Source organism: Aquiflexum sp. (genome assembly GCF_977115555.1).
In genome coordinates this window covers 1-15,853 of sequence record NZ_CDSBKL010000060.1, presented here as the reverse complement: position 1 = coordinate 15,853, position 15,853 = coordinate 1, and the positions used below count along the sequence as shown (strand labels likewise).

12 protein-coding genes are annotated in these 15,853 nt (G+C 41.1%); 6 read left to right on the top strand and 6 right to left on the bottom strand.

All coding sequences use genetic code 11. The annotated features are described in order from the left end of the window. Nucleotides 1-138: 138 nt before the first annotated feature. The 6 genes from ACZFYI_RS05920 to ACZFYI_RS05895 all read left to right on the top strand — a co-directional run bounded on the left by ACZFYI_RS05920 (nucleotide 139) and on the right by ACZFYI_RS05895 (nucleotide 7,983). Entirely contained in the window at nucleotides 139-543 is a 405-nt protein-coding gene (locus ACZFYI_RS05920) for a hypothetical protein (protein WP_462523198.1), read from the top strand. A 94-nt stretch (nucleotides 544-637) separates the two neighbouring features. Beyond that, nucleotides 638-3,130, top strand: coding sequence for a YbcC family protein (locus ACZFYI_RS05915; protein ID WP_462523197.1), 2,493 nt, complete (start codon nucleotides 638-640; stop codon nucleotides 3,128-3,130). Between the two features lie 2 nt (nucleotides 3,131-3,132). Continuing rightward, nucleotides 3,133-5,013, top strand: a complete 1,881-nt coding sequence (locus ACZFYI_RS05910) for a proton-conducting transporter transmembrane domain-containing protein (RefSeq protein WP_462523196.1) — start codon at nucleotides 3,133-3,135, stop codon at nucleotides 5,011-5,013. Between the two features lie 9 nt (nucleotides 5,014-5,022). Then, entirely contained in the window at nucleotides 5,023-6,669 is a 1,647-nt protein-coding gene (locus ACZFYI_RS05905) for a SulP family inorganic anion transporter (protein ID WP_462523195.1), read from the top strand. Beyond that, entirely contained in the window at nucleotides 6,650-7,177 is a 528-nt protein-coding gene (locus ACZFYI_RS05900; RefSeq protein ID WP_462523194.1) for a hypothetical protein, read from the top strand. Before ACZFYI_RS05905 ends, ACZFYI_RS05900 begins: the two co-directional genes overlap by 20 nt. A 44-nt stretch (nucleotides 7,178-7,221) precedes the next feature. Continuing rightward, nucleotides 7,222-7,983: a DUF2490 domain-containing protein gene (locus ACZFYI_RS05895; RefSeq protein ID WP_462523193.1), complete on the top strand. Its 762-nt coding sequence runs from the start codon at nucleotides 7,222-7,224 to the stop codon at nucleotides 7,981-7,983. Nucleotides 7,984-8,105: 122 nt separating this feature from the next. Here ACZFYI_RS05895 and ACZFYI_RS05890 read toward each other — a convergent pair whose 3' ends face one another. From ACZFYI_RS05890 to ACZFYI_RS05865, 6 genes are all read right to left on the bottom strand, one after another. Beyond that, nucleotides 8,106-8,804: a DUF1003 domain-containing protein gene (locus ACZFYI_RS05890; protein ID WP_462523192.1), complete on the bottom strand. Its 699-nt coding sequence runs from the start codon at nucleotides 8,802-8,804 to the stop codon at nucleotides 8,106-8,108. 222 nt (nucleotides 8,805-9,026) lie between these two features. Further along, complete coding sequence (locus ACZFYI_RS05885; RefSeq protein WP_462523191.1) at nucleotides 9,027-10,463, bottom strand: NADP-dependent isocitrate dehydrogenase; 1,437 nt, start codon at nucleotides 10,461-10,463, stop codon at nucleotides 9,027-9,029. Nucleotides 10,464-10,977: 514 nt separating this feature from the next. After that, entirely contained in the window at nucleotides 10,978-11,271 is a 294-nt protein-coding gene (locus ACZFYI_RS05880; RefSeq protein WP_462523190.1) for a Bor family protein, read from the bottom strand. Nucleotides 11,272-11,421: 150 nt separating this feature from the next. Then, entirely contained in the window at nucleotides 11,422-12,000 is a 579-nt protein-coding gene (locus tag ACZFYI_RS05875; protein ID WP_462523189.1) for a hypothetical protein, read from the bottom strand. Between the two features lie 91 nt (nucleotides 12,001-12,091). Next, complete coding sequence (locus ACZFYI_RS05870; RefSeq protein WP_462523188.1) at nucleotides 12,092-12,655, bottom strand: Crp/Fnr family transcriptional regulator; 564 nt, start codon at nucleotides 12,653-12,655, stop codon at nucleotides 12,092-12,094. A 680-nt stretch (nucleotides 12,656-13,335) separates the two neighbouring features. Beyond that, nucleotides 13,336-15,825 carry a cation-translocating P-type ATPase gene (locus ACZFYI_RS05865; RefSeq protein WP_462523187.1) on the bottom strand — a complete coding sequence of 830 codons (2,490 nt, stop codon included), beginning with the start codon at nucleotides 15,823-15,825 and terminating at the stop codon, nucleotides 13,336-13,338. Nucleotides 15,826-15,853: the final 28 nt, after the last annotated feature.

The following is a 15,853-nucleotide window of genomic DNA, read 5'->3' as shown; positions in this document are numbered from 1 at the left end:
ATTTTAATGTGTGAAAGATATTGGAAATTGTTGATCTGGTACTTTTACCTTCTGAAAAATGTGAAAAATAAATTTTTTGTAAAAAACACTGGATTTCATCGGGGAATACACTAAATTTAAAGCTTGATTTTGAAAATAATGTTAAAGAATTCCAAGAATAGCTTTGCCTCCATAAATAGCCTGTTGCGGCCGTTTATTTTGGCTATGCTTTTTGTCTTTGGATTTCATCTCTTTCATCTTTCTGAAATTTATGAAAATAAGAGTGAGGGTACTTTTTACGAGATCTGCAATACTAAGGTCTCTATTCCACATATATCCCTTCAAATCAGCCATCATTCTGATTTAGCTACTTTCGAAACTGAGGAAGAAGAAGAAAAATCCGAAACAAGCTTGAATTATGGCTTGCTGTCAGAAAATATTCCCGCTGTTCCTGCTTTTTTTAAAATATCCGGCGCAGCAAACCAATCTTTGAAAATACCTTCCTTTGAAGGAAAAGCACCACTTTATATTCTATTCAAGAATTTCAGAGTCCATTTAGCATAAGTTTTTTGCCTGATTAAGGCTATTTACCGGGGCATATCTTTCTTTTCTGCCCGATTATCCATTTCTATTTTATTTTCATCCTAAATCCAAACAAATGACGCCACACGTGTCATCTGACCTCAATCATATCATCCATGAATTGGGTCATTACCTGCCTGCTCAAGCTCCTTTAAAAGACTTTGTGCACCACAATACGCTACACGCATTCCAGAATTTGAATTTTCATGATGCATTACAGATGGCTTCGGAAAATTTCGGTTACAAAACTTATCTCCCTGTCGAAACTTTCAGGGCGCTATTTGAAAGCAAAAAAATCAATCCTGACATTTTGGAAAGGGTTATCATCTCCCAGAAAGGCAAGGAAAACCTTGAACAATGGAAGATGAATTTGCTCGAAAAGGATTATAAAAGCCAGCCGGAACCATTAATAGGCAGATTGAATAAGATCTGGAAAAGCCACTACCATGTAAACCTGGACAAAGAGACTCACATGACCTTGTTCAGGGTCTTGGGGAGTTATCTTGATCAAGGAATTGCGATATGGAAATTCCCTGTTCCTTCAAAGGGATTGCTGACTGCTGTCCGAAACTTGGAATCAAACAGCTTTACAAACCTTTTGAAAACAAACAGGGCAAAAAATCTTCTCTTGGACAATAAAACCAGCCTTGAAGATTTACTTTATATTTTGGTTGGGGACCGGGCCTTTTTTAGGCAATACCTATTTGACCAACAATTTGGGCATCCAGGATGGTCCGGGATGGTAGCTGTTCTAGAACAACAACCTCAAAGCCTGCTGGACAGAAAACAGGTGTCCTTATATGACCTTATCTTTCTGGAGTGCCTTTTGGAGATTGATGCTTTGGATAGGAGATTGGGTGAAGGCTGGGAACCTTTAGTAAAAAATATTCCCAAAGAATTGATCCCGATTTTGATCAAGCCTGAAGAAAATGAATATTTCCAAGTCCAGAAACTTTGGCAGGAAGCCTTTGAGTGGACCTACTTTGACCAGGTCATCATGGGACTCCAACATAGTCAAAATAAGGATCCAAAAAATGAGCAACCCTCTTTTCAGGCTTTGTTCTGTATAGACGACAGGTGCTGTTCTATCAGAAGATATATTGAGCGTTTTGCTCCTGATTGTCAGACCTTTGGAACAGCAGGATTTTTTAATATCCCGTTTTACTTCCAACCTGAGCATGGCAAATTTATGACCAAAGTTTGCCCTGCGCCTGTCACTCCGGTCCATGTCATCCGAGAATCTGAAGCCGGACTGAGGCATGAAAAGGATACGCATTTCAGTAAGCATACTAAAGGCATATTTGGCGGATGGGCAATTTCGCAGACAATGGGTTTTTGGTCTGCAGTGAAAATGGCCAAAAACATCCTAAGACCTGGCCCGACGCCTGCCATGGTGTCTTCTTTCAGCCACATGGATCCCAAAGGAAAACTCACCATTGAATGTAAAAAACCGGACCACAAGTATCATGGTCTTCAGGTGGGATTCACTTTGGAAGAAATGACCAACAGTCTTGAGGGCATGCTAAGATCCATTGGCCTTGTCAAAGATTTTGCGCCATTGGTATATATCATCGGACATGGTGCCAGTTCGGTCAACAACACCCATTATGCAGGATATGATTGTGGTGCCTGCAGCGGAAGGGCAGGATCGGTCAATGCGCGTGTGGGTGCCAACTTTGGCAACAATCCTGAGGTCAGGAATGCTTTGAAAGAAAGAGGAATCAATATTCCTGACAGCACTCAATTTGTTGGTGGATTGCATGACACCACGAGAGATGAGATGGAATTTTATGATACTGATATCCTTACTGAAAAAAACAGCCTGATGCACCAGCATAATCTTGGAACTTTCGAAATCGCCCTCGATTACAATGCGAAAGAAAGGTCAAGAAGGTTTGACAATGTAGATTCCACCATGGAGGCGGACAAAATCCGCAAAAAGATCAAACTGAGAGCTTTATCTCTGTTTGAGCCAAGACCGGAATGGAACCATGCCACCAATGCACTATGTATCATTGGAAAAAGGGAAAACAACAAGCGTCTCTTTTTTGACAAGAGGGCATTCCTTAATTCATATGATTACAGCATTGATCCTGAAGGAAAATACCTGTTGAATATTGTCAAAGCAGTGGCCCCTGTCTGCGGTGGTATCAATCTTGAATATTATTTCTCAAGAGTGGACAATGACCGCCTCGGTGCCGGTACCAAATTACCACATAATGTCATGGGGCTGATAGGTGTTGCCAATGGCATTGACGGGGATCTTAGAACAGGATTGCCCAAGCAGATGATCAATATTCATGATCCCCTAAGAATCCTGATCACTATCGAGCATTTTCCGGATACCATTTTGAAAACTATCCAAACCCATGAACCCACTTATGAATGGTTCTTTAATGATTGGGTCAAATTGGTTGCTATTCATCCTGAAACCAAAGAGGCATTGTTATTTCAAAAAGGATCATTTATCCCCTATTTGCCACTGACCAAACAAATCAACGTCGCCGAAAACCTAGAGGAAATACTGGTCTCTTCCTCTGAAAATCTACCGGTATATCTACTTAGCTAATTATGGAAAATCAAATCATCATCAGCAGCTTAGTGGCCATTCCAATTTTGGGATTTATTCTCTCTTTGCTGTTGCCAGAGAAAAATGAAAAAAGCCTGGCCAGAATAGCGTTCATTACAGTCAGTCTTCAACTATTGGTCATCGTCGCATATACCGTTTATTGGGTATTTGCCTTAAAAGGAGTGCCTGTCAATATTTCAGAATTTGCGCTTTATGATCATCATGATTACCAGTTTCTGATCGACTTCTATTTCGACAAAGTGTCGGCAGTTTACCTCTTTGTAGGAGCTTTTGTCACTTTCCTGATTACTAGGTTCAGCAGGTATTACCTACACCTTGAAGATGGCTATAAGAGATTCTTCAACTCTATCCTCTTCTTTTTTGTAGCATACAATATCACTGCATTGTCAGGGAATTTCGAGACTCTGTTTATTGGATGGGAGATGTTGGGGATATCTTCCTTCTTGCTGATTGCTTTCTATCGAACCAGGTATCTGCCGGTCAGAAATGCGGTGAGGGTCTTCTCCATCTACAGGATAGGTGATGTCGGGATTATTCTTGCCATGTGGGCAAGCCATCATCTTTGGCACGAAAACATTACATTCCTTAAACTGAACAATGAAAGTCAGGTTCTCAGCCATTTGTCTGAACACGGTGGAATCGGGCTTTTTATCGCAATTGGGATTTTGGTAGCTGCAGCAGCAAAATCAGCCCAACTGCCGTTTTCATCCTGGCTTCCCAGAGCGATGGAAGGACCCACACCTTCAAGTGCTATTTTCTATGGTTCGCTGTCAGTACACTTCGGGGTTTTCTTATTGCTGCGGACTTTCCCTTTCTGGGAACATCAGATCACAGCAAGGATACTTATCGGACTCTTGGGCTTAGCGACCGCTGTAGTAGCTTATCCGATTGCCAGGGTCCAATCTTCTATCAAAGCCCAGATCGCATATGCTTCCATTGCACAGATAGGGATCATGTTTATAGAGGTGGCTCTAGGCCTGCAGACGCTTGCATTGATCCATTTTGCAGGAAATGCTTTTCTAAGGACTTACCAGCTTTTGGTATCTCCTTCAGTAGTGAGTTACATGATAAGGGATCAGTTTTACCATTTCAAGCCAAAAGAAGTCCCTATTGAAGATTCATTTCCAAAACGTCTGGAATACAGCCTTTATATACTTTCCCTCAAAGAATGGAATCTGGATTCGTTTATGAACAAATGGGTTTTTTCTCCCATCAAAAAAATCGGACACAGACTTGATTTCCTTACACCCAGAAACCTGTTGCTGTATTTCCTGCCACTTTATGCGATCGGGCTCTACCTTTATTTCCATGAGGAATATATACCCTCAGGACTGTTTTATTTCTTACCAGGTACAATCGCTTTTATGGGAATGATGATGGTGTTCAAGGCTTTTTCGGAACGGAATTATCCGATACTGGCTTGGATGCTGGTCATTTCTAACCATTTTATGATCGGGCTTGCTGTCTCTTTTAATGAAGCTTTTGACTATAGTCAAACACTGATCTATCTCAGTGGGGTGTCCTTCTTTGGCATCATTGGGTATTTAATACTTGAAAACATCAGAAAAAAAGAACCTGATCATTTTGACATGAACCAATACTACGGACATGTGTATGAATACCAAAAACAGGCTTTGCTTTTCCTGATTGCCACCTTGGGATTGATGGCATTTCCCATTTCTCCCACATTTATCGGTATGGACTTGATCTTCAGCCATATCCATGAGGACCAATATTTCCTGGCCTTCTTTGATTCACTCAGCTTTATCATAGGTGGTATTGCCCTTATCAGAATATATTCCCGGCTTTTCCTAGGCCCCCACATCAAAAATTATCACGAAAAAGCACTTAAATCTTCTTAAGCCATTATTATGAAAACTGAAAAATTTCAAACCCCATTGACCGGTATCCCAGGTCTCCGTCAAAACTGGAAGTCAGACCTGACTTCAGGCTTTCTGGTATTTCTAATTGCGCTGCCTCTATGTCTTGGGATTTCCATGGCATCCGGATTCCCCCCTGTTGCGGGGATATTTACAGCGATCATCGGTGGACTCTTAGTTTCCTTTCTTGGAGGCTCACAGCTTACCATCAAAGGTCCTGCGGCAGGATTGATCATCATAGCCTTAGGTGCTGTCACAGAACTTGGTCAAGGTGATGCGATGCTGGGGTACAAACTCACCCTAGCGGTCGTAGTCGCAGCCGGGATCTTGCAGGTCATATTTGGCTGGGTCAAGTCCGGAGTACTCGCTGACTTCTTCCCATCGGCTGCTGTCCATGGGATGCTTGCTGCGATCGGGATCATCATCATCGCCAAGCAGCTGTTTACCATGATAGGCGTAAAGCCTGAGGCTAGCGAGACTTTGGAGCTTTTTGCTGAGCTTCCGCACGCTTTCAAGGAACTTAATCCTGAGATTGCTATTATCGGTTTTATTAGTTTATTGATCCTCTTTTTATTTCCCCTTATCAAAAACAAATACCTGAAAATGATCCCTGCACCTCTTTTGGTGATTTTGATTGCCATTCCGATTGGCAGGTATTTTGACTTGGATCATGAGCACAGCTACCTGTTTTTGGATGGACATGAATATACCCTTGGTCCAAAATTTCTGGTGACTTTGCCGGACAACCTTCTTTCGGCCATCACCTTCCCGGATTTCTCACAGGTATTTTCCATGGTATCTATCAAGTACATCATCATGTTTGCCTTGGTGGGAAGTCTCGAGTCATTATTGAGTTCTAAAGCAATTGATGGCCTCGATCCCTATAAAAGGAAATCCAACATGAACAGGGATCTTGTGGGAGTGGGTATTGGTAATACGCTTGCAGGATTTATCGGTGGTCTTCCTATGATTTCAGAAATCGTCCGTAGCTCTGCCAATATCAACAATGGAGCAAAGACGGCTTGGGCCAACTTCTTCCACGGAATGTTCTTATTGATCTTTGTGGCATTCTTCCCAATGCTCATCCACCAGATTCCTTTGGCCGCATTGGCAGCAATGCTGGTATTTACAGGATTCAGACTCGCTTCTCCAAAATCATTCTACCACACTTACAAAATCGGTAAAGAACAACTTGCAATATTCTTAGTGACGATCATTTTCACTTTGGCGACTGACCTGCTTGTGGGAATCGGTGTGGGTATCCTGACCAAGTTTATCATTCACCTTGCCAATGGTCTGCCTCTGAAATATATTTTCAAACCCCTATTTACTGTTACTGAAAAAGAGGATGAATATACCGTCGATGTGTTTCATTCCGCAGTATTCAGCAATTATATCAAATTGAAAAAATCATTGGATGAACTTCCAAGGGCGAAAACCATCCGCATAGATTTTAGCAATGCCAATCTGGTAGACCATACTGTTCTGGAAAACCTCCATCATTATCAGCATGACTATGAGCATGGAGGAGGAAAATTCGTCCTAAGTGGCATGGACCATTTAGAAAAAAACTCAGAGCATCACCTCGCAGGCAGAAAGCTTAAGAAAAGTAAAACAAATGATAAAACCACACACTGATTCCCTTTCTGAATACCTGAAAGACATACGAACCAAAACCCTGATCATTGCATGCAATGACTGGAAAGGTGATTCCTATCTGAAAGGAAATTCTAACCTCACGTTGATGTCGGTATTTGGGCTGAACCTTGTAGCTGCAGGACCATTTACCCTCCAACAAGTGAGCTCTGCGATAGATATCTTCCACTATAGACAAATCATCCTATTAGCAGACCATCCTTGCCAAGTCCAAGAGGAGGTGATTAGGGATTTCAAAGCCAACGACCAAACATACCAATTTGCAAGGGTATTGGCAGAGACTAAAATCGTAATGGAAAAAGACCTACTGAAGTATTCAGACAGCCTTTTTACTGCCATGGTGTACCTTAGGTATCAGTTCACTTATCTACAAAATTATCTGGAAAATTATTCCTTCAGGGAAGGTGATTCAAAGCCTCTGATCAAGGGAATAGTATTCAAAAACAATTACAAAGTCTATGAGCTAGAGGAATTCGAATTGAATAATTGAAATTTTGAACTCCTCCGGTTCAAACCAACAAAATAAAAAATGAAATGAAAAATAAATATAAATTCATTCTAATGCTCTGCTTCGGCTTATTGCTTTCGCCGGCAGTATTTAGCCAGCAAACCTTGTATGCACCTACCAATTCTTGGGCTTTGCTTTTGAATAGAGCTAAGTTTTCCAAACACTGGTATATGACCAACGAACTTCACCAAAGAAACCAATGGTTTTTTAAGGGGGAAGGCCAATTTCTTTGGAGACCTTCGATTGATTATAAAGTAAACGATCAACTTGAATTTTCACTTGGGTATTCCCATATCAGGACACACCCAAATGCACCTTATCCTTTGCCCATCGCATCAACAGAAAACAACTTCTGGCAACAGGCATTATTGAAATTTGATATCGGTAAGGTCCATTTTCAGAACAGATTTAGGCAGGAAAACAGGTGGTTTGACCATATCGACAATGAAAACGGCGATTGGGTCAAGACTGGGGATGATTATGCCAACAGGTTCAGGTATCGGATTACAGCAACTTTTGACGTGTACCATTTGAAAGAATCAGAAAAAGCTTTTTTCATCAATACATTCAATGAATTCTGGTTTAATCAAGACAGTAAATTAAGACCTATTTCATTTGCAAGGAACTGGCTTTATCTAGGAATTGGATTCAGATTGGACAAAAACACGAGCTTCCAGACTGGCTATATGAACCAATGGGATCAAGTCAAAGGAAACTACATCAAAATGGATATCATCCAATTTACCGTCCAAAAGAATTTTGATTTCAGCAAGTCTAAGAAAAATTGAAATTTTAGTTTAGTTATATCGGTTTTTAAATTGATACTGAGGCTGTCTTATTTTTTGAGACAGCCTCTTTACTTTAGATCCAGATCAAAGTTTTAATCTATTGATTCAAAAAAAACCTAGCCTCAAGGATTTTTTTTGATTTGCTTCATAAGGTCTTCCAGGTAATCGGTTTGGATTTCCTGGATTTCCAAAAGTTTTTTGCTTTGGTGGACTAAGAGGTGGTCTATTTTTTCACTCAGGAGCTTGATCTCGAGTTCGGCTTTCAGGTTGATTTTGTAATCATGCTCTCCGCGTTGCCTATCCTTTTGTTCCTGCCGGTTTTGGCTCATCATGATAATTGGGGCCTGAATTGCTGCCAGACAGGATAAAATCAGGTTCAAAAGGATAAAGGGATATGGATCAAATGGTTTTGAATGAAGCAACCAAATATTGATACACATCCAAACCAATATAAAAGAAAAAAAGACGATGATAAAAGTCCAGCTTCCCCCAAAAGTTGCAATCCTATCCGCCATTCTTTGGCCAATAGTAAGGTTGCCTTCGATTTCGTCTTGGATGTTTTCAGAAAGGATTGAATTGTTTTTTATGGCTTCCATGACATTTCGGTCTAGCATCACCAACTCCCCTTTTTCTTCCGAAATCAAAGCAGTCATGAAATGCCTCCGGTACTTGTTCAATTCCTCCAAAGAAATAAAACTGTCAAAACCAAATCCAGGATGCTCCGCCTGAATAAAGTTAAAAAGCCCTTCCCTCAGGTCTTGCCCCTGGATAGCTTCCGATTTCTTGATTTCCTTGTTGCTGATTGCACTGAATATGCCCATATCGATAAATGGATTTTAGATTGGAATTTAGAACAATATTTCCAAAAGTAAATCCACTTACGGCAAGCCTGCCAAAAAATCTAAAGTCTATTAATTATGTAAAAGCCAAACAGAGGCCAATTTTAAAAATTAGGACATAACTTTAAAAACACATTAATTTCAAAAATCAAAAAAGGGCGGGGACCTAAATCCCCACCCTTTTTATTTATTAGTATGCTATTTTTATTGACCTTGACCCAAGGAAAATCCTTGGACCCCATCAAAGAAGTAAAGGTTTTCAGTTTTGATCACATCTATATCAAGTTGGGAAGCCTTTGCAAGGAGTTCAATGATGTCAGCTTTTGACATTATTGAGCCTTCTTTTGGCTTAAATCTACATCTCCAATGGTCTGTACAGAAAGTCTCCTCAAATCCCTCAGGCCATACTTTGATTCCCCTGTTGGTAATCATGGAAAGTTTGATTTCACCGAAATTCATTTTCTGAACGATTCCGGCAATCTCATCTGCACTGGTGCCATTCCAATGGACAAAAACATCAACCCCTACCAATTCTTTTTTGGCAGGTTGCTTTTTCTTGTATTTTGGCAATACCATAGGAATGTTTTTGTCGTAGTGTACAGCAGGGAATACTGTAGGCTTTTGCCCTAGTCTTGCTATGACTGCCTGTGCAAATTCCTTGGTACCCACTTTTTCTTTACTTACTCCTTCTTTGAAAATATCGTAAGTGTGGATCCCGTCTTCTATGGTTTTGAGCCATGCATTTTGGACTTTCTCGGCGACATCCGACTGTCCGATGTGGTTTAGCATCATGATCGCACCTTGAAGCAATCCTGAAGGATTTGCAAGGTTTTGGCCGGCCCTGCGTGGTGCAGAACCATGGATAGCCTCAAACATGGCACATTCTTCACCGATATTGGCTGAACCAGCCAATCCTACTGAACCTGCGATCTGCGCCGCTACATCAGACAAAACATCTCCGTAGAGGTTTGGCATTACCAACACATCAAATGCTTCGGGGCTGTCCGCCAACTTTGCCGCACCGATATCGATGATCCAATGTTCGTTTTCTATTTCGGGGTATTCTTTTGCGATTTCGTCAAAGACTTTATGAAAAAGGCCATCTGTTTGCTTCATGATATTGTCCTTGGTGAAGCAGGTTACTTTTTTTCTATTTTGTTGTTTCGCATATTCAAATGCATACCTGACGATTTTTTCACAGCCCGGGCGGCTGATCAATTTGAGGCATTGAACCACCTCATCTGTCTGCTGGTGCTCAATTCCTGCATACAGGTCTTCCTCGTTTTCCCTTACAATCACCACATCCATGACCGGATGCTTTGTAGCTACAAAGGGATGTAAACTTCTGCAAGGTCTCACATTGGAATACAATCCTAAAAATTTCCTTGTCGTCACGTTTAAGCTTTTATATCCTCCACCCTGAGGAGTCGTAATCGGAGCTTTCAAAAAAATCTTGTTTCTCCTGATGATATCCCATGAGGAATTTGCGATTCCGGAGGTATTTCCGGACAGGTAGACCTTCTCTCCTACCTCGATCTCTTCAATTTCAATTTTGGCACCTGCCGCAAGGATAATGTCCAAGGTAGCATCCATGATTTCAGGACCGATACCGTCGCCTTTTGCTATTGTGATTTTTTTCATAATTGAGGATTTTTTTTGGTTGAGTCAAAATTCGAAGAAAATTTACATAAATAAAAGTTTATGTTTTTAATATTTATTATAAATTTTAATTATGTGTAAACAAATTCCGCTATCCAGATTCTTGAGAAGCAGGATTTTTTAAACCGCAATGGGCGCAAAGTTTTCGCGAAGGGCCTCAAAGGATAGTTCTTCTATTTTCCACTATCGTTGCGCCTATTTGCTCGGACGTCCACCATTTTATTCGGCGCTTTCGTCTGGGAGGTCAAGGATGGGGTTTGGAAATAACTCTTTTTTTTTGCTCAATAAAAAAAAGCCGAACCAAATGGTTCGGCCCCCAATGGGTTTATCCAATAAATCAATCAAATTTTCTTTTGGTTAAGCACCGCTTTTTCCGCTTTTGCTTTTTCTTTCAAACCTCTTTCTCAGGTCTTCATAGATAGCTTCGGTTGCATTGACTTTCACGAACAAAGATATTTATTTGATTTCCCTTTGACCTTGAGAGCATTAAATGCTGTCATTTGGTAATCTTTGTAGTGGTCGGGTTATAAATCCCAAACGTAATGGCAGAAATGAAGCCATCCACAAAAGTATGGGAGATGTTCACTTCATAATCTTCTGCTTCCCCCGCCATTTTGGTTGGGTCAGAAGTTTTGCCTTTGGCTAGACCATAGACGAAGTAGTGGTTTTTTTCTTTTAGATCAACTCCTGTCTGTGGTCCTTTTCCCACCGAATAGGTAAGGGAGTAGCATGAGGTTAACAGGAGAGATAAAGTCAAGACGGAAATCAGGTTTAAAACTATTTTTTTCATATGATTATAGATTGTAGTCCTACTCATAAGGCTTTTCGGTTTGGCCCCGTTTTTTTGAAAGGTGGTTTCTGGACTCCACTTTTTTATAGGTTCGTTTTTGTTAATTGGATCGGAAGTTGGGCAAAAATGATTTGGCCGATAAGTCAGGCATCAAAACCTTATTCCCAAATTGAGTGTCCCTACATAGAAGGGCCGCTCTCCTTCGGAATTTTTGATCGGATGCGGGTTGCTTTGTGCAGCCAAATAGTAAAAACCTTGCTGTGTACTCAGGTAAGGGCTGAATTTCATTTTATCTCTTTTCTCCTTTTTGAAAAGCTCAAGGCGATATCCTAACAACAATCCGACTTCGTAATCCCAACTTGTGTAATCCTTGCCATCAATGGCATTGTTCGTGTTGAATCCCGGGCCGATAGCCTGATATATCTCTGCATGGAGTCCTTTCCAAAAAAATTGCCTGTAACCAAAAGTCAGTGCATAATTGGCAAAATCCCCTTCATCCTCCCTAAATTCTGAAGGTCTGATGTGAAAACCCACATAGGCATCGCCTGCAAGGTCATTTTTCCTCCAAGTTTCGTAAGTTACCTGACCCTTGTAAATGTTACCCGGAAAAATCGGCCAAAGGATATTTAATTCTGCGCCCCATCTTTTGGAGGGGGAAGACATTTCCTGAGCGTGGACATGCATCACCGAAGAGAATACAATAGCCACTAATAATATTACTTTTTTCATTCTACCAATATTTAAATTGTTAATAATGGTACGAATGTCGGTGGCTCAAAAAAGAATTTCATTGACCAAAGTCAAGAAATGATCATAGAGGTTATTTTCTTGCCCTGATACGGCTCAAAGTCTCCGGTTTGATGCCTAGGTAGGAGGCAAGCATGTATTGAGGGACTTCCTGAAGAAGTTTTGAGTTTCGGTTTAACAGTTCTTGGTATCTGTTTTCAGGATTATCATGTAAAAAAGAGTCGAGCCTTTTTGCCACAGTCAGGTATAGGTTTTCGGCTATATACCTACCAAGACGTTCGATGTTTTTATACCTGTCATACAGCAAATTCAAGTCTTGTTTGTGGATTTTATAAATTACCGATGGCTTTAATGTTTCGATAAAATGCTCAGAAGGTTTACCGGTCAGAAAACTTCTGTAATTGGTCACAAAGTCACCCGGAAAAAAGAATGCGGTTACTTTTTCTTCCCCTTCCTGTAGATAATAAAAACGGTAAACCCCCTCAGCAATAAAGGCAATGAAGTCGCAGGATTCTCCGGCAAGCAACAAATATTCCTTTTTTGAATATGTTTCTTTTTTGAAACAGGCCGAAAAGTCGTCCCATTCATTGTCAGTGAGAGGCAAAAAATTGTTGAAATATGCTCGGATCTGTTCCATTTGTAATTATTAAGGATTCTTTGACAATAGGAAAGTAGACTTAATAACTCATTTTTTTACAATAGGTTTCCCTACCAAAGGTAGATTGTATCTATGCATTTTCGTTTTTTTGGGATTTGAAATTTCTTCCGCCGTAATCCTTCTTCTCCAGAAGCTGGATATTTTTTAATCGCAATGGGCGCAAAGGTTTCGCCAAGGTTCGCAAAGGATTTTCTTCCCTGTTTTTAGCGGGATGCAATCATCTTCCTTTTCCTTGTTCCGGCTAAAAACCGGAATCGCTGTTTTCTGTTTTAACCCCGAGTTTCGTTCCTCACTCGGGGTAAATAAAATATTTTGATCCTTGTGGGATCTTTCGTCCCTAGTCTCCTTCTTCCTATATTTGTGTCCTCACAAACAATTTTTCTTATTTTGGCTAAAGCCGGAAAAGCTATTGTTTCGCCAATTGACCACCAGCTAAAGCAGGTGGAAATTTAAACCATGGATAGCTTGGCTTGTAGATTTCATTCATCAATATGAATTATTCATTCCTTTTTGAGTTATCCTGCTTCTCCAGAAGCTGGATATTTTTTAATCGCAATGGTCGCTAAGGTTTCGCCAAGGTTCGCAATTGGGATTGATAATTTTTTCCACGGAGGACACAGAGAACACGGAGTGTCATTCATCATTCAGAATTTTTAATTCTAAACACCCATTCCTTTCTTTCTCCGAAAAAATTTCCACGCTTCTATCCAAATAACTCCTAAAAAAGCCAATCCAAGAGAAGTGAGCAACCATTTGATACCAACAGGTTCAAAATCAAAAACGGTTACTAATGCGGGGACTGTCAATATCAATACCAAAAGTAAAAGCGAAATCCCCAAAACCAAAGGCACAAGTTTATTTGGATAACTCAAGGTCTTCAGGACGGAAAAGTAAAAAGACCTGTTGACCAAAGTCAAGAAAATATTACTGAAAACCAGGGTAGAGAAAATCAAAGTCCTCACTATGGATTCATTTTGACCTGTCTTCATCAGGTAAAAGCCAAAACCCAGACATGCCGCCGTGACCATCAATCCCTGAATCACACTCAAGGAGAGTTCCTTCCAGGAAAAGAAATTCTGGGACATTTTCCGGGGAGGTTTGTTCATGGAATCCGGTTCAATAGGTTCATTTTCGAAGACAATGGAGCAGGTCGGACCCATGATCAACTCTAGGAAAATCACATGAATCGGAGTAAAAATCAAGGTAAATTCCCAACCAAAAACCAAGGGCAACAACACCACCAAAATGATGGGGATATGGATGGAAATGATGTATTGAATCGCCTTTTTTAGGTTTTCATAGATCCTTCTTCCCAAAGCCACTGCCTCAGTCATGTGACCAAGGTCATCGTCCACCAAGACAAGGGCTGCTGCAGACTTGGCCACTTCACTGCCACGCTTACCCATGGCAATGCCGATATGGGCGGCTTTCAATGCCGGACCGTCATTGACCCCATCTCCCGTCATGGCCACGACTTCTCCGTTTTTCTTGAGCGCTTCGACTATCCTGAGTTTGGCTTCAGGAAACATGCGCGCGAAGACATGGGTTTCTTTGACTTTTTGACAAAGACTTGATTCCTCCATTGCCATGACTTCCTCTCCTGTCAGCATGTCTCCTTTTGATTTAAGTCCCACTTGCGCTGCGATGGCTGCAGCTGTTTGGGGATAATCTCCGGTAATCATTTTGACCTCAATTCCAGCTTTATAAAACGTCTTTAAGACTTTTTCTATATTTTTCTTTGGTGGATCATAAAATGCCAACAAACCCAAAAACTCAAAATCAAACTCCTGCTGTGTTTTAGGATAAGTTTCAATTTTTGGGTCCGCCCTGCCTACAGCCAAAACCCGGAATCCCGTGGTGGTAAATTGCTCCACCTGCGCCAATATTTTTTTGGAATCTGCCTCAGATAAGCTACACTGATCAAGCACCCCCTCAACACTTCCTTTGACAGCAATTACTTTTTCCCCGTTCTCTTTTTGGAAAATATGCGTCATGACAGGAGGCTTTCCACTGAGCGGATATTCATGTAACATTTTGGCCCCGGCTCGCTCATCGACAATTGCCAGATTCGCATAAAAATCATGTATGGATTTTTCCATCGGGTCAAATGGAAGGATCTCGGAAGCCCAAAGCGCATATTCCAAAGTCTGACTGAATACAGGTTTGCTTTCAGTAAAATCCTGAACCTCTTCCATTTTCCAATCAAATATAGCACGGAGCTCCATCCTATTTTCAGTCAAGGTTCCTGTTTTGTCTGTACAGATGACAGTGGCTGCACCGAGCGTCTCCACGGTATAAGGACTTCGGGTGATGACTTTGTTTTTGTAAAGCCTGTATGCCCCCAATGCCATAAAGGTGCTGAAAGCAACAGGAATCTCCTCCGGCAAAATCGACATCGCCAAGGTCAGTCCCTGAAGGAGGGCGTTTAATATATCACGTGAATGGTAATAATTGATCCCCCACACCAATAAAAAAGCAATGGCTCCAAAAATGACCATGGATTTGACAAAGCTTTTGATCTGTTCCTGAAGAGGGGTTTTGGTCTGTTCGATCTCCTCAAGACTAGTACCGATTTTTCCCAAAGCAGTATCTTTTCCAACTACCTGAACTTCCGCGACACAGTTGCCTGAATCGACCATGGTCCCCTGATAGATCATCGAGGATTCAGAAGACTGATCTTTGGATACCGAAAGTGACTCACCCGTCAGCATACTTTCATTGACCGAAAAATCATGAGCTTCGATAATCTTGGCATCTGCAGGAATCAGGTTCCCGTCCTCTACCAGGATAAGGTCTTTGACGACGATCTCTTCGGTAGGAATAGTGACGATTTTGCTGTTTCGGTAAACTTTGGCCTGTGGACTTGAAAGCTTTTTGAGTGCATTTACCGCATTTCGGCTTTTGTTTTCCTGGAAAATAGATATCCCTGAGACCAAGCCAATGGCCACCAACATGATGAAGCCTTCGGTGGTTTCGCCAAGAATAAAGTAAACGGAGGAAGCAACGAGCAAAATAATAAACAATGGCTCTTTGATGATTTCGAGCAGAATTCCCCAAATAGGGTTTTTACTTTTTTCACCCATGGCATTACTCCCAAAAGCCTTTCGGTTTGCGATTACTTCCTGGTCACTTAGGCCATTGTATTCCATAATTATCTAAAAATCAATGAAAACCTCA